Annotated in this window: 25 protein-coding genes and 1 pseudogene; 12 read left to right on the top strand and 14 right to left on the bottom strand. The window is 39.5% G+C overall.

The window, feature by feature from the left end:
* Nucleotides 1-28 precede the first annotated feature (28 nt).
* The 5 genes from H7992_RS06620 to corA form a co-directional block, all read right to left on the bottom strand.
* Entirely contained in the window at nucleotides 29-901 is an 873-nt protein-coding gene (locus H7992_RS06620) for a 3-hydroxyacyl-CoA dehydrogenase family protein (protein WP_187047806.1), read from the bottom strand.
* A gap of 3 nt (nucleotides 902-904) precedes the next feature.
* Nucleotides 905-1,474 carry a TetR/AcrR family transcriptional regulator gene (locus H7992_RS06615; protein WP_187047013.1) on the bottom strand — a complete coding sequence of 190 codons (570 nt, stop codon included), beginning with the start codon at nucleotides 1,472-1,474 and terminating at the stop codon, nucleotides 905-907.
* A complete protein-coding gene (locus tag H7992_RS06610) occupies nucleotides 1,471-2,244 on the bottom strand; it encodes an SDR family oxidoreductase (RefSeq protein ID WP_187047012.1) in 774 nt (257 codons plus the stop codon). The genes H7992_RS06615 and H7992_RS06610 overlap by 4 nt, the downstream gene beginning before the upstream one ends.
* Nucleotides 2,245-2,246: 2 nt before the next feature.
* Nucleotides 2,247-3,473: an acyl-CoA dehydrogenase gene (locus tag H7992_RS06605; protein WP_187047011.1), complete on the bottom strand. Its 1,227-nt coding sequence runs from the start codon at nucleotides 3,471-3,473 to the stop codon at nucleotides 2,247-2,249.
* A gap of 301 nt (nucleotides 3,474-3,774) precedes the next feature.
* Complete coding sequence (gene corA / locus H7992_RS06600; protein WP_067206826.1) at nucleotides 3,775-4,737, bottom strand: magnesium/cobalt transporter CorA; 963 nt, start codon at nucleotides 4,735-4,737, stop codon at nucleotides 3,775-3,777.
* 582 nt (nucleotides 4,738-5,319) lie between these two features.
* On the opposite strand from corA, the gene H7992_RS06595 reads away from it, so the two are divergent.
* Complete coding sequence (locus H7992_RS06595; RefSeq protein WP_187047010.1) at nucleotides 5,320-5,796, top strand: DUF5658 family protein; 477 nt, start codon at nucleotides 5,320-5,322, stop codon at nucleotides 5,794-5,796.
* A gap of 63 nt (nucleotides 5,797-5,859) precedes the next feature.
* Here the strand turns inward: H7992_RS06595 and H7992_RS06590 are convergent, their stop codons facing one another.
* Nucleotides 5,860-6,177 carry a spore coat protein gene (locus H7992_RS06590; RefSeq protein WP_067206824.1) on the bottom strand — a complete coding sequence of 106 codons (318 nt, stop codon included), beginning with the start codon at nucleotides 6,175-6,177 and terminating at the stop codon, nucleotides 5,860-5,862.
* A 199-nt stretch (nucleotides 6,178-6,376) separates the two neighbouring features.
* On the opposite strand from H7992_RS06590, the gene H7992_RS06585 reads away from it, so the two are divergent.
* Nucleotides 6,377-6,907: a hypothetical protein gene (locus tag H7992_RS06585; protein ID WP_187047009.1), complete on the top strand. Its 531-nt coding sequence runs from the start codon at nucleotides 6,377-6,379 to the stop codon at nucleotides 6,905-6,907.
* A gap of 216 nt (nucleotides 6,908-7,123) precedes the next feature.
* On the opposite strand, the gene H7992_RS06580 is transcribed toward H7992_RS06585, so the two are convergent.
* The 3 genes from H7992_RS06580 to H7992_RS06570 are packed head-to-tail and all read right to left on the bottom strand — an operon-like array spanning nucleotide 7,124 to nucleotide 8,177.
* Nucleotides 7,124-7,693, bottom strand: a complete 570-nt coding sequence (locus tag H7992_RS06580) for a manganese catalase family protein (RefSeq protein ID WP_067206819.1) — start codon at nucleotides 7,691-7,693, stop codon at nucleotides 7,124-7,126.
* A 14-nt stretch (nucleotides 7,694-7,707) separates the two neighbouring features.
* The gene (locus H7992_RS06575) at nucleotides 7,708-7,974 is read right to left on the bottom strand and encodes a spore coat protein CotJB (protein ID WP_067206816.1); all 267 of its coding nucleotides are present in this window, start codon (nucleotides 7,972-7,974) and stop codon (nucleotides 7,708-7,710) included.
* Complete coding sequence (locus tag H7992_RS06570) at nucleotides 7,971-8,177, bottom strand: spore coat associated protein CotJA (RefSeq protein WP_082786798.1); 207 nt, start codon at nucleotides 8,175-8,177, stop codon at nucleotides 7,971-7,973. The genes H7992_RS06575 and H7992_RS06570 overlap by 4 nt, the downstream gene beginning before the upstream one ends.
* Nucleotides 8,178-8,327: 150 nt before the next feature.
* On the opposite strand from H7992_RS06570, the gene H7992_RS06565 reads away from it, so the two are divergent.
* On the top strand, nucleotides 8,328-9,137 hold the full coding sequence (locus H7992_RS06565) for a DUF2935 domain-containing protein (RefSeq protein WP_067206812.1): 810 nt from the start codon (nucleotides 8,328-8,330) through the stop codon (nucleotides 9,135-9,137).
* A 797-nt stretch (nucleotides 9,138-9,934) separates the two neighbouring features.
* On the opposite strand, the gene H7992_RS06560 is transcribed toward H7992_RS06565, so the two are convergent.
* Complete coding sequence (locus tag H7992_RS06560; RefSeq protein ID WP_187047008.1) at nucleotides 9,935-11,563, bottom strand: ABC transporter substrate-binding protein; 1,629 nt, start codon at nucleotides 11,561-11,563, stop codon at nucleotides 9,935-9,937.
* Between the two features lie 433 nt (nucleotides 11,564-11,996).
* Between H7992_RS06560 and H7992_RS06555 the strand changes: the two genes are divergently transcribed.
* The 4 genes from H7992_RS06555 to H7992_RS06540 all read left to right on the top strand — a co-directional run bounded on the left by H7992_RS06555 (nucleotide 11,997) and on the right by H7992_RS06540 (nucleotide 17,275).
* Nucleotides 11,997-12,611 (top strand): YIP1 family protein, encoded by a 615-nt coding sequence (locus H7992_RS06555; protein WP_067206807.1) that lies wholly within the window; start codon nucleotides 11,997-11,999, stop codon nucleotides 12,609-12,611.
* A 736-nt stretch (nucleotides 12,612-13,347) separates the two neighbouring features.
* Nucleotides 13,348-15,324: a methyl-accepting chemotaxis protein gene (locus H7992_RS06550; protein WP_067206804.1), complete on the top strand. Its 1,977-nt coding sequence runs from the start codon at nucleotides 13,348-13,350 to the stop codon at nucleotides 15,322-15,324.
* Between the two features lie 1,066 nt (nucleotides 15,325-16,390).
* A complete protein-coding gene (locus H7992_RS06545) occupies nucleotides 16,391-16,810 on the top strand; it encodes a DUF948 domain-containing protein (RefSeq protein WP_067206802.1) in 420 nt (139 codons plus the stop codon).
* 15 nt (nucleotides 16,811-16,825) lie between these two features.
* Nucleotides 16,826-17,275, top strand: coding sequence for a DUF948 domain-containing protein (locus tag H7992_RS06540; protein WP_187047007.1), 450 nt, complete (start codon nucleotides 16,826-16,828; stop codon nucleotides 17,273-17,275).
* Between the two features lie 47 nt (nucleotides 17,276-17,322).
* On the opposite strand, the gene H7992_RS06535 is transcribed toward H7992_RS06540, so the two are convergent.
* The 4 genes and pseudogenes from H7992_RS06535 to H7992_RS06520 all read right to left on the bottom strand — a co-directional run bounded on the left by H7992_RS06535 (nucleotide 17,323) and on the right by H7992_RS06520 (nucleotide 19,486).
* Nucleotides 17,323-17,856 (bottom strand): DUF948 domain-containing protein, encoded by a 534-nt coding sequence (locus H7992_RS06535; RefSeq protein ID WP_082786505.1) that lies wholly within the window; start codon nucleotides 17,854-17,856, stop codon nucleotides 17,323-17,325.
* 27 nt (nucleotides 17,857-17,883) lie between these two features.
* Complete coding sequence (locus H7992_RS06530) at nucleotides 17,884-18,300, bottom strand: DUF948 domain-containing protein (protein ID WP_187047006.1); 417 nt, start codon at nucleotides 18,298-18,300, stop codon at nucleotides 17,884-17,886.
* 141 nt (nucleotides 18,301-18,441) lie between these two features.
* A pseudogene (locus H7992_RS06525) lies at nucleotides 18,442-18,579 on the bottom strand (anti sigma factor C-terminal domain-containing protein); the annotation flags it as partial.
* A 151-nt stretch (nucleotides 18,580-18,730) separates the two neighbouring features.
* Complete coding sequence (locus tag H7992_RS06520) at nucleotides 18,731-19,486, bottom strand: NRDE family protein (RefSeq protein WP_187047005.1); 756 nt, start codon at nucleotides 19,484-19,486, stop codon at nucleotides 18,731-18,733.
* A gap of 294 nt (nucleotides 19,487-19,780) precedes the next feature.
* Between H7992_RS06520 and H7992_RS06515 the strand changes: the two genes are divergently transcribed.
* From H7992_RS06515 to H7992_RS06495, 5 genes are all read left to right on the top strand, one after another.
* The gene (locus H7992_RS06515) at nucleotides 19,781-20,152 is read left to right on the top strand and encodes a hypothetical protein (RefSeq protein WP_067206789.1); all 372 of its coding nucleotides are present in this window, start codon (nucleotides 19,781-19,783) and stop codon (nucleotides 20,150-20,152) included.
* A gap of 96 nt (nucleotides 20,153-20,248) precedes the next feature.
* Entirely contained in the window at nucleotides 20,249-20,815 is a 567-nt protein-coding gene (locus H7992_RS06510) for a LysE family translocator (protein ID WP_187047004.1), read from the top strand.
* 734 nt (nucleotides 20,816-21,549) lie between these two features.
* Nucleotides 21,550-21,978: an Rrf2 family transcriptional regulator gene (locus tag H7992_RS06505; RefSeq protein ID WP_067206781.1), complete on the top strand. Its 429-nt coding sequence runs from the start codon at nucleotides 21,550-21,552 to the stop codon at nucleotides 21,976-21,978.
* A 138-nt stretch (nucleotides 21,979-22,116) separates the two neighbouring features.
* Nucleotides 22,117-22,758 (top strand): NAD(P)-dependent oxidoreductase, encoded by a 642-nt coding sequence (locus tag H7992_RS06500; protein ID WP_187047003.1) that lies wholly within the window; start codon nucleotides 22,117-22,119, stop codon nucleotides 22,756-22,758.
* Nucleotides 22,759-22,781: 23 nt separating this feature from the next.
* On the top strand, nucleotides 22,782-23,846 hold the full coding sequence (locus tag H7992_RS06495) for an LLM class flavin-dependent oxidoreductase (protein WP_187047002.1): 1,065 nt from the start codon (nucleotides 22,782-22,784) through the stop codon (nucleotides 23,844-23,846).
* The last annotated feature ends 146 nt before the right edge of the window (nucleotides 23,847-23,992 follow it).

Genomic DNA, 23,992 nt, shown 5'->3' with positions numbered 1-23,992 from the left:
CTATTCTTTTGGAATTAATTCACCCTCATCAGCCGCGATTGTAGGAATAGAATCCTTGTCCCGTTTTCCGTCCTAAATGACCTGCTTCTACTTTTTGCACAATACATGCAGCTGGTTTGTCTGCCTGATTTCCCGTTTCCGCGAATTGCTGCTGCATGACAAAATTGACAACGTCTGCTCCGGATAAATCAATAAGTTCAAACGGTCCCAATGGATGCCCAAGCGATTTTTTCACGATTAAATCTATATCTTTAAAATCAGCGATTCCATTTTCATAAAGTGCAATGGCTTCTTTATGAATTGCGCCTAATATACGGTTTGCGACAAAGCCGGATATTTCCTTTCGAAGGATAATTCCCTCCTTGCCGATTTGTCCACAAACAGCTAATGCAGTCTGCGCTGTTTCTTCAGACGTTTCTTCACTCATGACGATTTCCACACACTCCATAACCAGAGGTGGGAAAAAGAAATGCGCGTTACAAACTTTGTCTGGACGCTCCGTCACTTCTGCAAGCAACGAGTTGACGATGGTTGAACTATTAGAGGCTAAAATGGCATGTTTCGGTGTAAGACGGTCCAGTTCCCTAAACAATTGCTGTTTACTAGTTAGTTTTTCCACAATCGCTTCAATTACAAAATCTGCATCTCTCGCGGCTTCGTTGAGATTATCCGTGAATGTGAGATTTTGAAAAGCAGTTTCCTTGCTACTCGCAGTTAACTTCCCACTTGCAACCCATTTATCCATTCGCTTTTCCAAGCTCGCTTCTGCACCCTTCAGTGCTTCACTATTTACATCCTGCAATGAAGTCCTGTATCCTCCAAGCGCGCACAGCATAGCAATTTGATGCCCCATTTGTCCCGCTCCAACAACAAGAATATGCTTAATTTCATTCGCACTCATCATTCATTCCCCCTTCAAATCAATTCCGTGTAAGATGAAATCCATATACATATTCGCAAGTTCTTTCGACGATATATTGCCAGACGGGTCAAACCATTCATAACTCCAGTTTGTAACCCCTAAAATCGCAAAAGTAGTCATTTTGGGATCTAGATTATCCCGAAACTCCTTCTTTTCAATTCCCTCTTTAATGATTTTCTCAATAGTGAGATGGAACATTCTTCGTTTATTTTTTATGACACTACTGTTTTCCTCTGATAAATGACGCATCTCCCTAAAGTAAACACGTACATTTGAACCTTGTGTTTGAATATCCTTAATGAGCATCTCAACAATTTTCGTAAGCTGATTTCGGCAACTTTCATTACTGTCTAAAACCTTCTTTTGTCTGGCTACTAAATCATCGATATAGCGGAGATGGATGTCCATAAGAAGCGTTTCTTTACTCGTGAAGTAATAGTAAAAAGTCCCTTTCGTCACGCCTAGTGAATCAACAATGTCCTGAACAGAGGTTGAACTAAACCCTTTCCGTTCAAAAAGTTGAATGCTTTGTCTAGTAAGCTCTTCTTTCATAATGTACTCATTCCACCGTCGACTAGCAGAATATCTCCCGTCACATAGTCAGAAGCTTTCGATGCAAGGAAAAGAGCGACACCTTTTAAATCTTCTTCTGACCCTAAGCGGTTTAACGGTGTGGAATTTAAAATATATTCATGCCCTTGTTCAATTGTGACTTTTGACATTTTGGTTGGGAAAAATCCAGGTGCAATCGCATTAACGTTAATATTGTGCTGCCCCCATTTAGCTGCGAGATCTTTCGTAAATGTGATAACTGCTCCTTTACTGGTGTTGTAGCCGATAGTATCCATAAAGCTCGGATGCGTCCCGCCAAGTCCAGCAACGGATGCGATGTTAATGATTTTTCCGTTTTCTTGCTCAATCATGACTTTACCGACTTCTTGACTCATCAAAAATGTGCCATTGACGTTTACATCCATCACTTTTTTCCACGCTTCATAGGGCATGTCAACAACAGGCGCACCCCATGTTGCCCCGCTATTGTTGACAAGGATGTCTATCGTGCCAAAAATTTTCATCGTCTCTTCAACTACCTTTTTTACGTCATGCTGATTCGTCACGTCACATGCAAGTCCAATCGACCGAACACCAAGCGCTTCCAGTTCTTTACTCATTTCAATACAAGCTTCAATATTGCGTGAACACAGCACAACGTTTGCACCTGCTTCCGCAAACCCTTTTGCAATCTGTGCCCCAAGTCCTCTGCCACCACCTGTTACGATTGCTGTTTTCCCCGTTAATCTAAAAAGGTCAAGTACAGTCATAATTAGTTCCCCTTTCCGTGAGCTGCATATTTTTTAAGTTCCAGACGTGCGATTTGATTGCGATGAACTTCATCAGGTCCATCTGCGAGACGCAGCGTTCTTGAATTTGCCCACTGCGCCGCCAATGTATAATCTCCACTTACACCCGCTCCACCAAACGCTTGAATAGCGCGGTCGATTACACGCAGTGCCATATTTGGCGCCGTCACTTTAATCATCGCGATTTCTGCTCTCGCTTCTTTATTACCAACCGTGTCCATCATATAAGCTGCTTTTAACGTCAAAAGGCGTGCCTGCTCGATATCAATGCGTGATTCTGCAATCCATTCTCGAACGACGCCTTGTTCAGCAATAGATTTCCCAAATGCAGAACGTTGTTGAACACGAATACACATTTCTTCAAGCGCACGTTCTGCAGCGCCAATTAACCGCATGCAGTGGTGAATTCGACCAGGTCCTAGACGACCTTGCGCTATCGCGAATCCTTTCCCTTCACCCCACAACATGTTTTCCGCCGGTACACGAACATTGTCAAATGTGATTTCCGCATGTCCGTGCGGCGCATGATCATAGCCAAATACGGAAAGCATTCTCTCAACCTTCACCCCGGGTGTATCAAGTGGCACTAAAATCATCGACTGCTGCTCATGCAACGCAGCATTAGGATCGTTCTTGCCCATGAAAATTGCAACTTTACAACGCGGATCGCCCGCGCCGGAAGTCCACCATTTACGCCCATTTAATATATACTCGTCCCCATCCCTGATAATGCTTGATTGGATGTTTGTTGCGTCGCTAGAAGCGACATCCGGTTCTGTCATAGCAAAGCAAGACCGGATTTCCCCATCTAACAGCGGTTCGAGCCATTGTTTTTTCTGCGCTTCCGTTCCATATCGCACAAGCACTTCCATGTTTCCTGTGTCAGGCGCGTTGCAGTTAAATACTTCTGGCCCTATTAATGATCGGCCCATAATTTCACAAAGCGGTGCATATTCTACATTGGTAAGGCCTGCACCCATTTCACTTTCAGGAAGAAACAAGTTCCATAGACCTTTTTCGCGTGCTTTCATTTTCAACTCTTCTATAATTGGCGGATTTTGCGCCCAGCGATTTTCTTGTGCATTTAGCTGTTCGTCAAAAGTCTTTTCATTTGGATAAACAAGTTCTTCCATAAATGCCGTCAACTTCTGTTGCAATTCAATCGTCTTTTCCGAGTATGAAAAATTCATAATCTCTCTCCATCCTTTCATTCTATAAATAATATGTGTACTAACCGGTTAGTATGTTCTGAATATAACAACTATTCAACATGTTAACGCTTACTAATCGATTAATCAAGTAGATATATGGAATTATAGGATGCCATCGAATTCGCTACGGCGCTAGGGGACGCCTTCGCTTAGTCTGTATAGTATTTATTTGTTCAACATATATAGTTTTATAGAGTAAGGAAGAACAACGTTTAAAAAGGCGCCAGCTATGTAGATGCTGACGCCTTTCGATAAATCTATCCATACAAATGACTACCATTTAAGATTTAAACATACCTAACCAGCCTTTATATTTGAACAATGCCAACATAGACGTTCCTATTACAAGCATAACAATTAATACGATGATGTATCCGTATCGCCAAGTAAGTTCCGGCATGAACTCAAAATTCATCCCGTATACACCCGCTATAAACGTTAGAGGTATGAAAACGGATGATACAATCGTCAGTATCATCATAATACGGTTCATTTGATTCGAATTTATCGATAATTGGCTGTCTCTAATATCAGTTGTTAGTTCCCGGTTAGATTCAAGAATATCTCCGAGTCGTAGTAAATTATCATAGATATCACTAAAATAGGCTTGTTCATTCGCAGATAGCTTTATCCGTTCTGAATTAATTACTCGATGTAAAAGTTCATGCATCGGCAAAATTGTTCGCCTTAATCGCAATAAATTGCTGCGGACTTCGAATACAGAATCCATGGATAAATGAACAGTTGATGGTGCAAGCGTGTCTTCAATATCATCCAGATGATCTTCTATTTTATGAAGTACCGGGAAGTAATCATCGACGATTTTATCGATAATCTGATGCGCAACAAAAACATGTCCTTTTTTCCATTTCCCTGGATTTTGAATAATCCTTTCCCTCGCATTTTCCAGCCCCTGAACCGCCGTATAATGAAAAGTGATGACATAGTTTTTTCCGAGATACAAATTTATTTCTTCTGCTTTTATCGTTTCAGGATTTATGGTATGCAATACAAAAAAAGCATAGTCATCATAAAAATCCAATTTCGGTCGTTGAAGACGGTTCAAACAATCTTCGATAGTCAGCGGATGAAACTGAAAAAATGAATGCAACAAAGAAGCTTCTTCTTCATTTGGCTGTTCCAAATCCACCCAGTACCACTTGAATTGACGAGTATGTATGTCTTCTAGCGGAAAATCAAATAATAATTTATTCTCTACTGTGAGTCCCATCGTCCGGATCAAACGAACACCTTCTTTCTAACTCCACAAATCCTGTTCATGAGTAGCCTTCGCTCGATATATATATGTTGAATTAAAGAATCCCATTGAATCTGCTGTGGTTCTCGATAATGAGTGAGTTGTAATTCGGGGTGTGGATTGTAGAACACTTGGCGCTTTGGGGATGCCTGCGCTAGGTTGTTCATTATCGAGAGAAATGTGATTTTGGATGTATATGGCGAGATTGTAAGGTGATTACTAGTTGATACTATATAAATTTGAAATAAAGAATTCCATTGAACCGCTACGGCACTCAGTATATATACCGGATTCAACATATATAATTATAGTAAAGAAATCGGCAATCTAGGTTGTAGATTTCATCCCAGCTACTAAAATGCGCTTTCTCATATAGACCATCCAGCGCAGGCGCGACTTCGTGGTAGCCGAAGCGATAAGACTGAAAGCGGTCTCCTTTCTGGCTTATCGCGGGAGGCATCCACAAAGCGCCGAAGCGGTATTAGTAGGAATCCTAATTCATTCCAAGTACAAGGGCTGTTTCAGTGGCCTCCCAAAAGCCCTTGTAAGCGCATACGACGTATTCATTTGTTCAACATATATAGTATACAAAAGAAAATCATTCACCGCATTGTTCACACTCTTTCATCAGCCTTACTGTCTAGTATGAATAGCCGCAAGTTATCCCAAACTCTATGTAGAACTTTAACTATCGTCAGCATAGGAGGCGTTACTATTCAGGATGACAGGAATATATTTTCCACCCGTAAAAAACTGCTTACCGCCGGAATTCTTCTTTTACTATTAGCCGTTGTTGATTCATTTTTCACCGATTTTGGCATTCAAAAACAGTATATCACTGAAGCGAATCCATTAATGGCACTTATCTACGACACAAGCATTTGGGGATTTTACGCCCTTAAAATTAGTTTGCCCTGTGTTTTACTCTATTTACTGACAGAGGTTGAACAAAAAAGGTATTTAAAACTATTAGTTGGATCTGCAATTCTGCTTTACAGTGTCGTTCTATTCCAGCATATCTATTGGATTTCATTAGTGCTTTAGGACAATGAATCCAAAATAAACACCACTCAATCAACTTAGTGGTGTTTATTCGTGTTACTTTTGTTATTTTAGTTGTTGCTTGTACTCGGTGTACTCCTGATAAAGGGCTGTAACCTCACTAGACTGAGCAGGTGTAAGCGAGCACCAACCATGTTGGAATTGCAAATCATATAATTTTCGATGTTGCTGCGATGTTTCTTTCATCATATCAAATAGTGATGAGTAGAACTTTGAATTGCTCGCTTCAGGCATAGCAATTGCGTAGGAGTTGCACATATTTTTTTCCGTCGCTAATGCTGAGCTTAACAGATCAGAATCATTGACCGCGGACTTTTTAGAAAGCTGTGTTTTAGGATTTTGAATCTTTTTAGTAGAAGTCATTGCATATTACCCCCGTTTTCATTTAGGACAGTTAGCAAATTATCATAGTGCGTCAAGTGCATTTTCCCTGCTTCTTCGAATTGTCGTTTTAAATCAGGCAGTTGGCAACTTTGAGCGGCCTGTCTATACTGTTTCACCGCTAGCAAATTCGAATTTAGCATATTTTGCAAATAGCCAATATCTGAAGTTGACACCATTCTTGGGGGCTCAAAGTAAAGTATCTTCTGTTGTTGTTGCGATTGCCCTTCTGATTGTTGTGGTTGTTCCAGTGGTTCAGGTTGCTTTGGTTCTTGTGATTGCGGTGTTTGCGGTGTTTGCTGTGGTTCTGGTTGTTGTTGTTGCTGCGGTTGCTGTGGTTCTGGTTGTTGTTCTTGTTGTTGTTGCAGCGGTTCTTGTTGTTGTTGTTGTTGTTGTGGCGGTTGCTGTTGTTGCTGTTGCTGTTGTTGTTGCTGTTGTTGCTGTTGTTGCTGTTGTTGCTGCTGTTGTTGCTGTTGTTGTTGTTGTTGTTGTTGCTGTTGTTCTTCTTGCTCCTGCTGTTGAATCTGTATCTGCAGTTCGAGTTGTTGAAGTTGAATTTGCAGTTTTTTTAGTTGTTGAAGCTGTTGTTGTGATTGTGCAGACTCCACACTTCTTAGCTCCTTTCAAACAATTTAATCTTAGTATGAATCTTGCGACAGATATTATACGGTCTAAAATAAAAATACCAGCATATGAATCTAGTCGAAATTGAGTCTTGAAGCCCATCTTCTATCCTTCAGTTTCTAGTGAAAAGTCCTATTTGAATTGGAATAGGCGGTTATGCTGATGTTCGCAGAAATCCATCACTTCTTAAACAACGTGAAGGAGGTGGTAGTTCTATAATCAATTAGTTTAGTAAATTTAAGGATACTGATTCTAGTAAATTAAAAATTCCGTCACCCAATTACCAGGGCAACGGAATAATCTTTTAAAATACCTTTTTACGATCACGCTCATCTTTTAGTAGTTCAACTGATTCCCTAAAGCGCAAAGAATGAATATTTTCCCTCTCCCTCAAAAACCTCAAGGAATCATTGATTAACGGGTCGTCTGAAACGTCGATAAGCCATTGGTATGTCGCTCTCGCTTTTTCTTCAGCTGCGATGTCTTCATACAAATCGGCAATCGGATCACCTTTCGCTTGAATATACGTTGCAGTAAACGGAACCCCGCCTGCATTTTCATAGAAGAGATCGTGACCATGATTGACGAAATGTGCACCAAGGCCAGCCTCTACTAGCTGTTCGGGTGTTGCGTCTTTCGTCAATTTATAAATCATCGTCGCTAGCATTTCGAGATGAGAGAATTCTTCCGTTGCAATATCAGTCAATACCCCGATGACCTTACTTGGAACCGTATAACGCTGATTCATATATCTGAGCGCCGCAGCAAGTTCCCCATCTGCTCCACCATATTGTTCCATAAGGTATTTCGCGAGCGTCGGATTACATGTACCTACCTCAACTGGATACAAGAGTTTTTTTTCATAAACCCACATTACCTATCCCCTCCTTATCGTTGCCATGGCCACGGTGTTGAATTCCAGCGCCATCCAATTTCAATTGCCTGTTCAGAAGGAACTGATGCGAGGGATAAAGGTCCATATCTATTTTCGTATTGGTGTCGTACATGGGCTGCTGCTTTTATTGCTTCCCGCCATTGATCTAGGGCTTCCGCTTCATCGGGATGCGTATCCGTGTACAATGTTAGTTCAACAACGACGAAATCTGCTTGCTGCACGCGTAACATCATTTGGCGTTCTTCTTCAAACGCACTCATGAAATCCCCTCTTCCCGAGAAAATCCATCTGCAAGTGACGGCCAAAGTGTCCCTGTTCGTAACGCTTCTTCAGGTGAGTTTTGAGGGAGTCCCGGTTGCTGGTAATTCATAAAAATTTGTGGCGGCAAAACAAAGGTCTTCACCCGTATAGGCGGACACGGGTCAAGCGGCGAAACGTAAGGCCTATAACTCCCCCGGAACATTGGACGTTCCAAATTTAATCACTCCTCGAACCATCATATGATAGAACCGCCTACTTGATACACTGACATATTTTTCATAATCCGAATGCTTTATCTCATAAATACTATGTGTGACTCATAGGAATAACAATAGAAAGAGGAGGTTGTTTTTTGGTTAAATCGTTTCAAGAGGATGCACTATTTGAACTTCATTTTTGGCTACAAATTTTGGGAGACCATAGCCGTTTCATCCATGACTCATTAGCGCCCAGTGAAATTGAAAATATCAAGATTTCTAATACGTTCATAGAGAAATTCGATCAACTGCTTACAGCTTCTGAACAGCAATTAGAAGAGCAACAGCTTCTCACCCTGCTCCAGAATGCAAAAATCGCAAGTGAGGAAATTCGAACATTTAAATTGCAATTAATTCAGGAACAGTTAATCGGAAATATAAAAATCTCTTTACCTCCATCCTTCATCAACCACATGGTCAATGAAGTAGAAGAAGCGATCCGTCTCTTTTCCTATTTGGAAAAAGGACAGATAGCACCAGCCGTCCATCCACTCCATCATGATTTGCTTTGGTTACTTGACGCCGCCGGTCATGCAGGTGCCATTGACGCAAACCTGGACCGGGTTGAAAAACCACTGCATGAGAAAAGCCGTAAATTTACAAAGGAATGGGAAGACTTCTATTTAAAAGCGATAGAACTTGCTGGTTTCTTACGAACAAACATCATGAAATTCCCTGCTTTAGAAAAGTTCCATAATGATGTTCATTTGGAAATGACAATTTTCCAAGTATTTTTGCACGAATTAGAAGAAATGGAACTGAATAAAGAAGCACTAGGAACTTTCACTGCACTTATGGCTGATCATATGGCTCGAGAGGAAAGTTATTATTTAATGAAATTGGCAGAAACAGCCGGTACCCCATCCCCATCAAGCAATCCTACAAAACCGCGAACAACAGCATAATCGAACCGCTGAAGATTACATCAAAATAAAAGAGGCAGCGTCTAACACGATTCTAAATCGTGGCAGACGCTGCCCTTATTGTTGTTCAAGTTTTAACCAACACAACTATTCTTTATGTTTAACAGATAACAAGTCTGTTGATTAACCACTTTCTTACATTATGCACCTGTTAGAAAAGCAAATAAGTCTGCATTTGCAACTATACATTTCTGACTCGCTTTGGACTAAATAATCACAATACCTTTACCTCGGGTTAAATGTGGCTGGAAGTGTTGAAGTCACTTCCAACCACATCCCTTGGGGAGGAATTGTAATTCATTCCTCCTCGGCCATTCTGTTGCGATTATCTGTCCGTCGCGAACCTACAATGTTCAAGTGTTAATGCAACTACTTTAGAAGATGAAAATTCGGGCACTCCATCGATTTTAATAAAGCCTCTTTGCTTAATTTAGCAAAGATTATACAAGTAACAGTGTGACACTGCCTTAAACTCGAAAAGGAAATATTAAAAAGATGGGGTAAGTAGCCAAAATTGCATCTTTGACTGCTCCTTTCTGGATAGGAAAGTAGCTATTCACTCGTTCCCAAAAGCTTCAGTACTAAGTGTACCTATATCTTTGGGGAACGAAGGACGAACGGCAACCCTACACAGCAAGAAATCCCGATAATTGTATAGTAGTCGTTCAGCACAAAGCAATACGAATACACCTGTATATTGGTCGCCTTGTGTCTTATCTCAATCGTAAGCGGTATCTCCTGGTTAACTTTGGTTAATCAACACTTGAGACCTTTTACCATTATTTATTTAAATAGATTTTAGCGAAATTATCATTTTCCATTGGATGAGCCTCGAAGCCTTCTACATAATCGGCAAGGCCAATAGGCGGTGTTGTATGAGCTATTGTTACCCATGGAGCATCTTCATGGAATATTTCCTGCGCCTTTTTATACAATTTAATTCGTTCTTCTTGATCGAAAGTTTCACGAGCTTGTTGCAATAAAGATGTAAATTCTTCATTTTTATAAAAAGCACGATTACTAGCGGGTTTCTCAGTGTTAGTGCTACTTAAATTCGGAGATAAGAAATTGTCTGGATCGGCCATCACACCTGTCCAACCGTACATTGCCATCGTATGCTCACCGTTTCCTGTTTTCTCAAGATACGTAGCCCACTCATAGGTTTTGATTTCAGCTTCAATACCAATCGCTTGTAAATTTGCTTGAATCACTTCAGCCGTTTTTAAAGGCTGCGGCATATATGGTCTTGGGTTACTCATTGCCCATATCTCTGTTTTAAACCCATCGGGATACCCGGCTTCCACCAATAATTTCTTCGCATCTTCAGGATTATATGGATAATCCACAATATCATCATTGTATCCCCAAAGTGATGGTGGTATTGGATTCTTCGCCACTTCGGCATAGCCATTATAGAATGCATCTACTAACCCTTTCTTATCAATAGCCATATTAATCGCTTGACGCACTTTTACATTATCAAACGGTGCCTTTTCCGTATTAAATACCATGAAACCATTATTAAAACTTGGTCGTTTGACCAGTTTTAAACTGTCATTCGCTTCGACTGTATCAGCATCACTAGGGTTCATACCATCAATGATATCTACCTCTCCAGATAATAAGCCATTTAAGCGAGCAGAGTTATCAGGAAGTACCGTGAAAATTATTTTATCCAAAAGTGGTTGACCTTCAATATAGTAATTTTCGTTCGCCTTTAATACAATTTTGTCATTACGTGTCCAACTTTCGAATTCAAATGGCCCCGTACCTACGGGATGTTCAATGAATTTCTCATTGTACTTTTCAATCGCCGCTGGACTTGCCATACCAAACATCGGAATTGCCAAATAGCTAATAAAAGGAGCTGTCTTTTCTATCAATTTAATTTCAACAGTTGAATTATCGATTGCCTTTACATGTTCAATTTTGTGATTTGGTTCCCCTTTAAATCCTCCATAGAGGAACGGATAATATGTAAAATCCCCAATATGATAAGGATTCTGTGGATCCATCCAACGGTCGAAATTGAAAACGACTGCATCGGCATTGAAATCTGTCCCATCGTGAAACTTAATACCGTTTTTAAGATGAATTGTCCACGTTAACCCATCATCAGCCGTTTCGAAATATTCCGCCAATTTAGGTTGTAATTCCAACTTCTCATCGTATTCAAATAATGTTTCAAAAATAGCATGTGTAACCCGTATCGATTCGCCGTCCGTTACATTAATTGGATCTAGCCCTACAGAATCCGCACCTCGAGCATAAACTAACGAACCGCCTGCTTTAACTGCCCCATCCTTATTTTCTTCTTTTGAATCTTTCTTATTATCTTCTGAACAAGCCGTAAGTACTAGTAATAGTACCACTAGAATACTAGTCAACCTAAAAGCTTTCCTTTTCACTATAATTCCCCCTTTATTTCAACGGGATAAAAAGTAATATGTGTAGACTCTATGCAGAATAAATTCAGCTCAGTTCACATAACAATTATCTGTATTTTAATCCGATTGATTATACTGATTTATCTTATATAACTATTTTCTACTCGTCAAGGTCACTTTTATTGGTTATATAGGTTGAAATAAAGTATCCCATTGTTAGGCGCCTTCGTTCGGTTTATATGGTATTCATTTGTTCAACATATTTAGCACGATTTCCCCCAGTAGAGTAATGGTAAATAGTGACCTGCACTGGGTTGCATCTCATACAATATAAATAATAGAGATGACTATCGATTCGTCATTCTCAGTCAACTAATATACAGACATCCTAATTTTCAAATATATAAAAAAGAAAAGTGGATCATGAAAACTGACGGAAAGGAGCAATTTAAGAATGAATCCGCTATTTTCGATTTGGTCACAGCCAAGCACCACAATTCGATACATTATTGGTCATAAATCAATGATGTATCCATTTATCCTAATTTCCATTTCCGCGCTTATCAATAGCATTATGGCATTTGCAGACTTAGGCTTTTTTAACGGTTTTTCATTATTTACAACACTTGTTGTCGTTCTTTTTTCTAGCTTGCTTTCAGGGCTGGCAGGCTGGGGAGTTGTTATAGTTGCGTATACGTGGATTGGTAAATTATTAGGTGGAACAGGGACAATGCGGAAAATGGGCCTTGCAACCGGAGCCAGTGCAATTCCTATGATTTGGACAGCGCCTATAGGAGTCATTGCAATTTCCCTCTACGGACAGCAGCTTTTCGCTACTCCAACAGGCCCGTTAGGTACGAATATGTCCGTAGGCTTCTTCTTCTTTCAAACCTGGATTATGTTAGCTATTTCTATTTTCGGGCTTGTTGTCGAGAGTAAAGCAATTGGAATTGTTCACAACTTCTCTGCATGGCGCGGATTTGGCACAATGATGTTATTTATGTGTTTTATAGTCGTTATTTCAATCATTATCCTTGGATCCATATTTTCAATACTTCTTGCTATGTAGTCGGTACTTAACAAATAGACTGTTCTTCCAACAACGCTTTGTCGCATGGTGATGGCCTCACGTAATAAGCTCGCCAGAAGATCACATAGGAGGGATTGAACTGCATCCCTCCTTGATCTTATTGCTCCGGCGCCTGTAGTATGCGGATGTGCTGCCTTTCATTAGTGGCGCTCCTTCGCTAGATTTGTTCGTTATACGGGTGAGGTATAACATCTAGTAACTCCAAATAAATAGTGCCTAATTTATAGTATTTAATCCGAAGGTTACCTACCTTTAAAATAACTACTGATTAAACGACAAACTTCTATGTTTTCCCCCTAATGACGCTATTACTCTAGTAAATTGGTTCACTATTAAAATTGCATTACTTTTCTAGTCAAATAAATAAGCCCTTATTTTTCCATTTGAATCGCATTAATTTCATCCATATAAATGTATTTTAACCGAATCCCCTTTTGGTACTATTGCATTCTCAACTAATATCACAAAAAATATCCCCCTCGTTTCAGTATAATTTTTTTCTTCTTCTCTCCTATTTATTATTTTAAAATAATTAATCAAACCATATAGAATATTATGACATGTTCAATTCTTTCGTTTAGTAGTATGCTAAAGTTAGTGGATAAATATGATTCCTTAGTTCTACGTATTTCCACGTAGTCACCTGAGCAATCAAGCACTATTATCCCTATTTCCAAAGACTTAAAACACAAAGTTAGAGAAAGAGGTTAGCTGGATGAAAAAAATCTTAATGGGCCTGCGAAACATTAAAACGAAACTAATTACATCTTTTGCAATCGTATTAATTATCCCTGCAATTATTATTGGAGCACTGGCTTATATGACGGCCAAAGACGCGGTTAAATCTGAGATATTGGCTGGTTTCACTGAAAATATCAACTTATTAAATTCAACAATTGATAATACGATGCAACTAAAAACACATGATATAAATACCTTTTCTACAAATATAACTTCAAGGCTATACCAGGGAGATAGTAGTCCTGAACTACGCGAAATCTTCACTCAGTACATAGAACTACATCCGGAAGCCGAAATCATCTATATAGGTACTGACAAAGGTTTATTTATACAAGAACCTGATGTAGGGATTCCTGCGGATTACGACCCTAGAAAAAGACCCTGGTATATAGAGGCAATGAACAAAAAAGGTGAAGTCATTATTTCCGATCCCTATATTTCGGCGAGTACAAATGAAATGGTTGTTACCCTTTCACAGGTAATAAAAGATGGTTCTGGGGTTGCGGCAGTAGATATCAACTTGAATCATTTACAAAATATAACCAATCAAGTAAAAATAGGTAAATCAGGATATGCCGTTCTAATAGACAAAAGTAAAAAATATATCACGCACCCTACCGAAGCTGCCGGAAATGAAGTAAATATTGGCTTATCCGATAAACTTTATGCTCAGGAAATCGGACAGTTTGACGCTAAGTTCGATGGTGAAGAAAGATTAACGGCTTTCGTAACTAATGAGTTAACCGGTTGGAAGCTCGCGGGATCTGTAGCCACCTCAGAGATTAATGCTGCAGCATTACCTATTCTACAAAGGACCGCTTTGATCATCTTGCTTGCGATCATTATAGGAGCGATAACTGTTTACTTTATTATTAAATCCATCATTAATCCAATCAAAGATCTAAAAGAAAAAGCGATTACAATAAGCCAAGGAGACTTAACACAGCATATCGATGTGCAAACTAACGATGAAATCGGACATTTAGGACAAGCATTTAACGACATGCAGGAAAGTCTCAGAACGTTAATTAAAAACGTTGAAAAGAGTGCAGAATTAGTAGCATCCTCTGCTGAAGAGTTATCGGCAAGTGCGGAACAAACAAGCGATGCTACAGAACAAGTGGCAACTTCCATTCAAGAAGTAGCACATAGTGCAGAAATGCAAACAGATGGTGTAGACTCCGCTGCACATGCATTAGCTGCGATTTCTATTGATGTCACGCAAATTGCAGAAAGTTCTACAATGGCTTCTGAATTATCTTATCGTGCAACGACTGAAGCTGAAATAGGTGGTCAAGCGGTCACAGATACTGTTAATCAAATGACATCAATTCATAAGTCTGTTATTGAATCGAACACAATCACCAAATCATTGCATGAGCGATCTAAGGAAGTGCGTTCGATTTTGGATGTAATTACAGATATTGCGGGACAAACAAACCTTCTTGCTTTGAATGCCGCTATTGAAGCTGCAAGAGCTGGTGAACATGGTAAAGGATTTGCTGTTGTAGCTGATGAAGTTCGTAAACTAGCGGAACAATCTCAGAACTCTGCAAAAGAAATCCGTGAAATCGTGGAAGGCATTCAAGTAGATACAGAGAACTCCGTTGAAATCATGGAACGTATTACGGAAAATGTACAAGAAGGTGTAGATGTATCAAATGAAGCCATTGAGAAATTCAATCACATCATTCACAGTATGAAAGAGATCACACCTCAAATGGAAGAAGTCTCGGCCACTGCTCAAAGAGTAGCCGGCGCTGTTCAAGGAGTCACTATCACGGCAAATGAAATTGCAAACAGCGCGCAAGGCAATGCAGCTGCTTCCCAAGAAGTAGCTGCATCTTCAGAGGAGCAGCTAGCTTCGATGGAGGAAATTTCTTCATCGGCTGAATCACTATCCTTTATGGCAGAAGAATTAAAAGAATTGATTTCCAAGTTTAAGTATTAATAAACCTTAGATTTCTTCATGATTAAAAGCTCAACTTTCTCTTGTATGAATAGAGAAAGTTGAGCTTTTATCACGTCTATTAATTAACCAATAGTAACCAGTGAATATCATGATCAGCTACTGGGCGCTACGTGAATAGTTGACTTTGGATTGCTTTGGATAGAATGACTTCTATACGATTACCGAGATGCCTGGATGTGTAGGGGTGCGACTTTGTCGAATCCCTACACATTTTTTCGGTAATCGTATGCTGGTCCTTTATCCGTCGTGATCCAAATCCAAAGTACTCGTAGTGCTGAATCTTTTTTGGACGAAAAAATAGAGGGGCATCTACCTGGATAAAAGCCGCCAAAGATGCAATTTGGGCGGCTGATGCTTCCTATATGGTTTTCACTTTTTTATTAAAGATGTGTCAGTTTCTATAAGACATCACATGAATTAGATGCATAATCTTTACTAAAAGTAAGCAAGGTACGCATTGTACAACGTGCAAGAGTGCCCGAAATTGCATCTTCGGACACTTACACTCTCTATAGAAAGTCATCTATTCACTTCATTCAAACATAACTGCATTTTTCACTTGAACATTGTAGGGACGCGACAGGCAACAATTCACAACAGGTTTACTGAAAAATGTGTGACTAGAAGTGACGGAGACACTTCTAGCCACACTAGGACCCCTCAGTAAATCTGTCATGAATAGTTAACCGAAAGCGGGCCGAAAATAGTCCAGTGAAAATCAAGGTCATTAAGCCCTACTCACCAGTATTTTATGCAACTAAATGGTTAATCAACAGACGTAAGTTTTTATCTTACTATGCTCTATAGCTTATTTGAACCTCCCCTCCGCCTACCCTAAATGACAACTCCAAAATCCGAGTTCAACTGCATCCAAACTGTTGTAAGTGTTTAGTGAGGGCTGTATAGTGGTAGAAAAGAGATAAAGATAATTTACTATATATATTGAACAAATGAATCTCTATATAAACTCAGCGAAGGCGCCGCCGCAGATTCAATGGAATTCTTTATATCAACATATATAGTCCGAATTGGAGATGAAGTATTAATGGAAATTCTTTTATATGTAAGTGCCCTCATTGCATCCTTATCCTTATTGCTTATTGTCATTTTTGTTATCATCACATTAAAAAGTGCAAAACAGACCATGGGAGAGGTTTCAGAAACACTGAAACGGGTTGAGACGAAACTCACTGGCATCACTGAACAATCCGAGCAATTGATGGAAAAGACGAACCGAATTGCCGATGATGCGGAAAACAAACTACAAACATTGAATAGCTTATCCGACTCTGCAAAAAAACTTGGAAACTCCACGGATCATATGAACAGATCGATTCTTGCGATTTCGGATGATGTTGCTACACCTCCCGAAAAATATCGTGATTTTATGGAGAAAGCAACGGTTCTAACTGAGACAGCGGCACGGGTTTATTACCGTTTTCAAAAGGAAAAGCATAAAAATTAAATGAGGTGATTCAATATGGATTGGTTAGGTATTGGTGTACTCATTATCGGAATCGCATTTGCTGTACTCGTCATTTATTTATTGAAACCGATTAAAAAACTAGCGTCTGTACTTGGAAGCCTCCAACAGACAACAGATCGTCTGCCAAAGGTATTAGACGATGTAACAAGCCAAGCCACGACCGTACTTCAAGCAAGCAATACGACACTCGCTAACGTCAATCAACAAGTAACTGATATTAGTCCAGTATTCCACATTATCGGAGAGGTAGGTAAAGAGGCAGAAAAGTTCACATCCGCTGCTCTTGATAAAACAACTTCGTTAAAACAACAAACTACTGGCGCAAAGGAATTTGTGACAAGCAAAAAGTATGAAGGTATCTTTGGCCTACTGTCATTCCTATTCTTCCTTTCACAGAAGAGACACGAAATCTCAGAAAAAATGCCTAAAACAAAATCAAATTAAGCAAATAAAAATCGTGTGAAGGGAATCTTAATCCCTCCACACGATTTTTATTCTCCCCTACTAACAGCCTCTTTTGCTTCTTCTTTCATCTTATTAATAGCAATTGTATGTTTCTCACCTTCGCTATACAAGTTTTTCCCAAGAATTACACCAGACCGTTTTTTAGCCATTTTAGTTTTTCTCATTGTATAGAATCCGAGAGCGGCAGTACCATATAAACCACCCAATCTCTTATCCTGCTTGTCTCTATCTGCTTCGCTCATTTTATTCTTAGCGGAAGCAGTCAAATCGACAAGTGAAGATGACAATATCCTTGTAGACTCACCAACATCACCGACGATATGAAACAAAGGTGACAGCGTTCCAAGCTTTTCATTGACATCAGCAAGAGTGTTATTACTATTTTGGATTAAGTTCCCTGTCTCCTGTAAGATGCCGTCCAATTGAGTTGGTAGTTGTTCAATTGTCTTATCAACACCATTTAAAATAGAAGCAACATTATTCAATACGCGTGCGAGATAAATGGCAAGTACCAATAACGCGATTCCAATCAGCAATACGCCGATTCCCATTAAATCCATATCCATCCCTCATTTCAATTTTTTAAATTAAGTACGTTTTCCACGTTGCCAAGAAGTTAATAGGCTTGAAGCGAATTCAGAAAACTGAATGACGCGCACGAACGGTTTTATCCCCGGCAATGAAGAGTTTTGTGCATAGCGCTCAGTTCGCACTTCCAATTCCTCACTCAATAATGATGACGAATCCCCAACATGCTTGACCGTATAAAAAACACTATTTAATGCCAGTGATTTTTCTTCAATATCTGTTGCCGTAGTATTTGCCTCCGCAATCGTTCGTTCCAATTCAATAACCGACTTATCCAGTTTAGTTTCAAACGTACTGACAGTCTTTCCAACAGTCCCAATGATACCTGACACGCGGAAAAGCAATTTTGCAAAATATACTGAAACAAGCGCAAACGCGATTGCTACGATAAACACGCTAATATGTAGGAAAGCCATTTATCTGCAGCTCCTTCCTTCTCATTTTATACCACTTAGACATGGCCCATGAAACATAAGTATTTTTATGATTAATCAGAAGTTAAAAATCAATCCTTTCTACCTAATCACAAACAACCACTTTATCTCATTCTAACAGATTTATTCTGCATCCCAATTCCAATACGTAATTTCACCTAATGAAACGCAATGAATTCCTTTTAACTCTTGCAGTTTCATTAATTCTTTGACTGGACCTGTAACAACCGCACCGTTCGTTTGGAAACCCTGGTCCCTGAAATGGTCGTACCTCTATAAAATGTTAGGGTCTATTTTGAGCTTTCTATAGCTTTTTCAATTAAGACTGAAAAATGTTTCCGATCAACTGAATCGATTGGCAACTTGCACACTAGATATTCGGAATTCTGTATATATATTTGTGGTAAATACATCAGATGAAATACTTCCTTTCATTCGCCAATTCTCCGTTTACAAAAGTACGCTCAACGAAAGTAATGCTTTGATCATGCCCTACTAACAAAACAGTAGACGAACGGGTTCCATAATTAGGAGTTTTGATGAAGAGCGGTGATAGTTGCCGTTCGAGGCCCAAGCCTACCCCCGTATTCGGCAATAGTGCATCTGGCGCGACGTCAGCATCAGAAATGAGTTCGAACAGTGCATCAGTATCAATAATAGCGTGTTCCAATACATAATCCCGAAGTGTAGTTCTCCCCTTCACCACTTTCGGCCAAGCAGTGTTTAGAAATTGATTGCTCAAACCATGTGTCCCTGCGGATACTTCCATAATTTCTGGTTGCTTATTGGAAAAGTAGAATAAGGAATCAGCATCACCAACGAGAATGTTGAATCCTGCATAATCATCTTTTCTCTCTTTTAACGTTTCGAGGAAAACTTCGGGCGACACGTTCCCCGCCAAAAAATTTGTGACGATATCCCCCCGCGTTTTTTTGTCGGCATTAGCTTCTCCCGGATCACGGTAATTCGTCAATGCTGCAAATCGACCAGACTTCGTTATACCGAGCCAAGTCCCCATATGCAATAAATCACGTCCTGCCAATATATCAGGCTGATCCGTCCAAAATTCTGCGGAAGCTGTCGGACGTTCATAAAACTCATCTCGATTTGCAGCTACAATCAATTTGTACATCGGATGGTCAGCGTAATGAAAATTAATCAGACACACTTTCTCACGTCCTTTTAACCTTTATTATACATTGAATCAATACTAAGTTTCTGAACAATGATGTAACATATATTCATTCGGTTAGAAATTGACAAAAGACTAAATTTTCGTTCACACTAGTAATAATCTATGCTCCTTTTGATAGTGTAGGGCACTGATTGAGTCATCATTTCCCTCTCTACAATTGGTATTTTTTATTTTTCTGCAAGTAATTTAGATATAGCAATCAATTGTTTTACATATTTCCACTAATAATTCAGTGGGTACCTTAGATTTAGGAGGTGAATTAAAACTATGATGTTAGAAATTAAAAATAAAAAAACATTGAACAAAGCTAAAATTACAACCTTTATATTTTACACTATTTTTTTCACACTGCTTGTAGGTTGTAAACAGAGTAGCACAGATTGGGCATTCCATTTTGTAGTATGGAACGAAGATATATACGAAATTGATAAATCGGTTATTGTTGATGTAGAGAAAGAAATTGGCACGGTGAAAAAGTATGTAGAAAATGAAGGATACTATAAAGGGGTTTTTTCAAATTTCGTTCCAAAAGGTACAAAGTTATATAAGATAAAAGATATAAATGTTAACGAAGCAATAGCAGTAGAGTTAGATGGCTATTATATTGAAGCGAGAAACCAGGGAAAGTATGGAGAATAAAAAAAGGCATTTGGCACTAATGCAATTCGGAATTTTGTCTGTACCAGCGGTCTTAAATTTAGTTTGTTTATTAAAATAGTCGAAAGGGGTGGTGAAATGCTTGATATCTCTACTTTGAGCGCATTTATTATCGTCGTCATCGGATTGTTTTTGATACCAGGACCTGCTGTCTTATTAACGATTACCCGGGCGGCACAGGGAGGTCGTAAAACCGGAATCATGACTGGACTTGGCATAGCAACAGGTGATTTCATTCATACGTTATTTTCTGCTGTCGGATTTTCAGCAATCCTAATGACTTCCGCGGTTGCTTTCAATGCTGTGAAATTCGCAGGAGCGTCCTATTTATTATATATGGGTATTCGGGCGATTTTGGCAAAAGCTTCGACAACCAAGATGCCTGATATTTCACAGGTGTCAGCATCACGCGCTTACGGGCATGGTATTTTGGTGGAAGCTTTGAATCCGAAAACTGCTCTTTTCTTTTTAGCTTTTTTCCCACAATTCGTAAAGCCGGAAAATGGGTCAACCTTTATCCAATTTCTAATTCTAGGCATTATTTTCGTTGCATTGAGTATGATCTATACAACAATTTTGGCAATTGGTACGGGTACGATTGGGCGACTGATGAAGCCGAGATTAGGGATTGGCCGGTGGGGCTGAAAAATTTTAGGATTAGTTTATATCGGCATTGGTTTTAAAGTCATTTTTCAAAGTCGTTAACACTTTATTGGTCTAGATAACTACATTTTTCAATAAGAGGTTTCGTGAAGTTAACAAGAACCGGGTCTCTAAAACTTGTTTAGTATAAGTCCCTAAAATCATAATTTCCAGCTCTGTATCAAGATCAAACACCCTATTTATGTTGAACAAATAAATATGGCGTATGCACTTTACAAGGCTTTTGAGAGGCTGTTGAAAAGTCTGATACCTAGTATAAAATAGAACTCCTACCAATACCGCTTCGACGCTTTGTGGATGCCTCCCGCGATAAGCCAGAAAGAAGACCCCTTTCAGTCTTATCGCTTCGGCTACCACGAAGACGCGCCTTCGCTGGATGTTCTATGTGAGAAAGCGCATTTCATTAGCTGTGATGAAATCTGCAAGTTGGAGTACGTCTTTCTTTAATATAATTAGTATCAACTAGTAATCACCTTATTATCTCAGCATATACATCTCAAAATTACATTTCTCTCGATAATGAATACCCTAGCGCAGGCGCGACAAAGGGGTCGCCGAAGCCGTAAGACTGGATGCGAAGCGATATCCAGGCTTACGGCGAAAGGCATCCCCAAAGCGCCAAGCGTTCTACAATCCACACCCCATCACTTGAATAATAACAATTGACAATCAATACGCGTTGTAACTATAATGATTACACCGGGAGGTTACTTGCAATGAAAATCAGTAGTCGCTTTACAGTTGCAGTTCATATTCTATCCCTCGTGGCGATTGAAAGTAACGAGCTTTGTACTTCGGAATGGATTGCGGAAAGTGTGAATACAAATCCTGTAGTCATACGAAGAATAATTGGTAAACTAAGAAATGCAGGACTTATTCAAGTTCGGCAAGGTCTTGGGGGAGCTACGCTTCAAAAACCTTTAAAAGATATTACTTTACTCGATGTGTACAGAGCAGTCGAAGTCGTGGAAGAAGGCGAACTTTTTCAATTTCATGAAAAACCAAATCCAAATTGCCCGGTTGGCGCCAACATTGAGGCAGTTCTTGAGCTGATTTTACTTCGAGCTCAAGAAGCGATGGAATCTGTGTTACATGAAATTACGATGGAAGAATTAGTATCGGTATTAACACAAAAAATCGGATAGTTCATTCGATTTTTTAGCCGTCGCTGTAACTGTAACCATTACAGTTACAGTTGGATTAATTATATCCAATGGCTTCAAATCACTAGGCGTGCATTATTTTATGTGCATAAAAAAACTAATTTACTGGAGGATTTAAACATGAAAATTGGAATTATCGGAGCTACAGGAAAAGCAGGAAGCCTTATTGTAAAAGAAGCGAATGACCGTGGACACGAAGTAACAGCTATCGTTAGAAATGCAGCAAAACTAACTGAAGAAAATGTTGTCGCCCTCGAAATAGATATATTTGATCTACAAGCTGAAGACCTTCGTCAATTTGATGTTGTTGTAAATGCATTCGGTGCTCCTGCAGGACAGGAACATCTTCATCTAGATGCCGGAAGAGAGTTAATAGAGGCGTTTGAAGGCGCTCCAGAAACAAGATTAATTGTTGTAGGTGGCGCGGGAAGCTTGTTTGTAGATGAAGCAAAAACCATCCGTCTAATTGACACACCGGAATTCCCTGAAGAATACTTTGCAACTGCTTCCAATCAAGGAAAGAACTTAGAAGACCTGCAAAAGACGAGTGGAGTTAAATGGACATTCATTAGCCCAGCAGCATTCTTTAATCCTGAAGGAAAAAGAACGGGTTCGTATCAAAAAGGAAAAAACAATTTAATCGTGAACTCAAAAGGTGACAGCTATGTAAGCTATGCTGACTATGCAATTGCAGTTCTTGATGAAATCGAAAATCCTCAACATATAAATGAACGTTTCACCCTTGTTTCTGAAGCGGAATAACTTAGTTTTAGGAGATGAGAACAATGCAAACAGAAACTAGGAAACCCGGAATTGAAATTGGAATATATACATTTGGGGATCTTGGTCCAGATCCCCTAACTGGAAAAACAATAAGTATTCAACAGCGCCTTCATGAAGTATTGGCTATTGGAAAGCTGACTGAAGAAGCCGGACTTGATATTTTTGGTGTCGGTGAGCATCACCGCTTAGACTATGCCGTATCAGCTCCGCCAGTTGTTCTGGCGGCAGTGGCACAAAACACGAAGCGTATTAAATTGACGAGTGCAACGACTGTTTTAAACACAGTCGACCCTGTTCGCCTATTCGAGGATTTTGCTACACTCGATTTAATTTCGAATGGTCGCGCTGAGATTATTACAGGTCGTGGTGCATTCGTTGAATCTTTTCCGTTATTCGGTCATGACTTAAACAATTATGACGAACTGTTCGATGAAAACATACGACTGCTTCAAGAATTGAATACCAATGAAATCGTCAATTGGAATGGGTCATTCCGTTCGCCTTTAACTAATTCTATGATTGCCCCGCGCCCTGTTCAAAATAAACTGCCGCTTTGGGTTGGTGTAGGTGGAACACCTGATAGTGCAATACGAGCTGGAAAACTTGGAACTGGTTTAGCATTAGCTATCCTTGGTGGGGATCCAATTCGTTTCAAACCACTTGTTGATTTGTATCGCCAAGCTGGCATAAGTGCCGGACATCGTTTAGAGGATTTAAAAGTGGCTGTAACAGGACATACGTATATAACAAAGACATCCCAACAAGCGAAAGACGAATTTTATCCTTACTATGCAAATTATTGGGGATATGTGAACAAACAACATGGAATGATTACGAGAATATCCCGCTCTGATTTCAATTATATGGCCAGTCCCGAAACCGGATTATTTGTCGGCAGCCCTCAGCAAATAATTGAGAAGATTCTCCACCAACACGAACTATTTGGACATCAACGATTCATTGCACAAATGGATATCGGCGGCTTGCCGTTTTCTAAAGTCGCAGCGAGTATTGAAATGTTAGCAACACAAGTAGCTCCGATCGTTCGGCGTGAAACGGCTCGTTAAGGTATCTCATAATAATCTATCTGGAAACATAGAAATCAATTGATACCGTATAAGTAATAGCTTCACTTATTTATATGTTGAAACACATGACTGCTTACTTTTGTGATAAAACACTAGAAGCCTTATGTACATGTGCTTTTGAATCG

Source organism: Sporosarcina sp. resist, from assembly GCF_014302295.1.
Lineage (GTDB): Bacteria > Bacillota > Bacilli > Bacillales_A > Planococcaceae > Sporosarcina > Sporosarcina psychrophila.
Note: the sequence above shows the minus strand (reverse complement) of the source record. Positions and strands in the feature narration are given on the sequence as shown.

Bases quoted from the DNA above. Each gene is read 5' to 3' on its own strand.
- H7992_RS06575 (WP_067206816.1), bottom strand. From the start codon at position 7,974: ATGAGTGCGTTTGAAGAAGAACGCCAAATGATGTTACGCGTGCAGCAA.
- H7992_RS06540 (WP_187047007.1), top strand. From the start codon at position 16,826: ATGGATTGGTTAGGTATTGGTGTACTCATTATCGGAATCGCATTTGCT.
- H7992_RS06505 (WP_067206781.1), top strand. From the start codon at position 21,550: ATGAAAATCAGTAGTCGCTTTACAGTTGCAGTTCATATTCTATCCCTC.
- H7992_RS06590 (WP_067206824.1), bottom strand. From the start codon at position 6,177: ATGACTTCTACTAAAAAGATTCAAAATCCTAAAACACAGCTTTCTAAA.
- H7992_RS06615 (WP_187047013.1), bottom strand. From the start codon at position 1,474: ATGAAAGAAGAGCTTACTAGACAAAGCATTCAACTTTTTGAACGGAAA.
- H7992_RS06535 (WP_082786505.1), bottom strand. From the start codon at position 17,856: ATGGATTTAATGGGAATCGGCGTATTGCTGATTGGAATCGCGTTATTG.
- H7992_RS06620 (WP_187047806.1), bottom strand. From the start codon at position 901: ATGAGTGCGAATGAAATTAAGCATATTCTTGTTGTTGGAGCGGGACAA.
- H7992_RS06495 (WP_187047002.1), top strand. From the start codon at position 22,782: ATGCAAACAGAAACTAGGAAACCCGGAATTGAAATTGGAATATATACA.
- H7992_RS06580 (WP_067206819.1), bottom strand. From the start codon at position 7,693: ATGTGGGTTTATGAAAAAAAACTCTTGTATCCAGTTGAGGTAGGTACA.
- H7992_RS06515 (WP_067206789.1), top strand. From the start codon at position 19,781: ATGATGTTAGAAATTAAAAATAAAAAAACATTGAACAAAGCTAAAATT.
- H7992_RS06570 (WP_082786798.1), bottom strand. From the start codon at position 8,177: ATGTTCCGGGGGAGTTATAGGCCTTACGTTTCGCCGCTTGACCCGTGT.
- H7992_RS06500 (WP_187047003.1), top strand. From the start codon at position 22,117: ATGAAAATTGGAATTATCGGAGCTACAGGAAAAGCAGGAAGCCTTATT.
- H7992_RS06605 (WP_187047011.1), bottom strand. From the start codon at position 3,473: ATGAATTTTTCATACTCGGAAAAGACGATTGAATTGCAACAGAAGTTG.
- H7992_RS06510 (WP_187047004.1), top strand. From the start codon at position 20,249: ATGCTTGATATCTCTACTTTGAGCGCATTTATTATCGTCGTCATCGGA.
- H7992_RS06555 (WP_067206807.1), top strand. From the start codon at position 11,997: ATGAATCCGCTATTTTCGATTTGGTCACAGCCAAGCACCACAATTCGA.
- H7992_RS06550 (WP_067206804.1), top strand. From the start codon at position 13,348: ATGAAAAAAATCTTAATGGGCCTGCGAAACATTAAAACGAAACTAATT.
- H7992_RS06610 (WP_187047012.1), bottom strand. From the start codon at position 2,244: ATGACTGTACTTGACCTTTTTAGATTAACGGGGAAAACAGCAATCGTA.
- H7992_RS06545 (WP_067206802.1), top strand. From the start codon at position 16,391: ATGGAAATTCTTTTATATGTAAGTGCCCTCATTGCATCCTTATCCTTA.
- H7992_RS06530 (WP_187047006.1), bottom strand. From the start codon at position 18,300: ATGGCTTTCCTACATATTAGCGTGTTTATCGTAGCAATCGCGTTTGCG.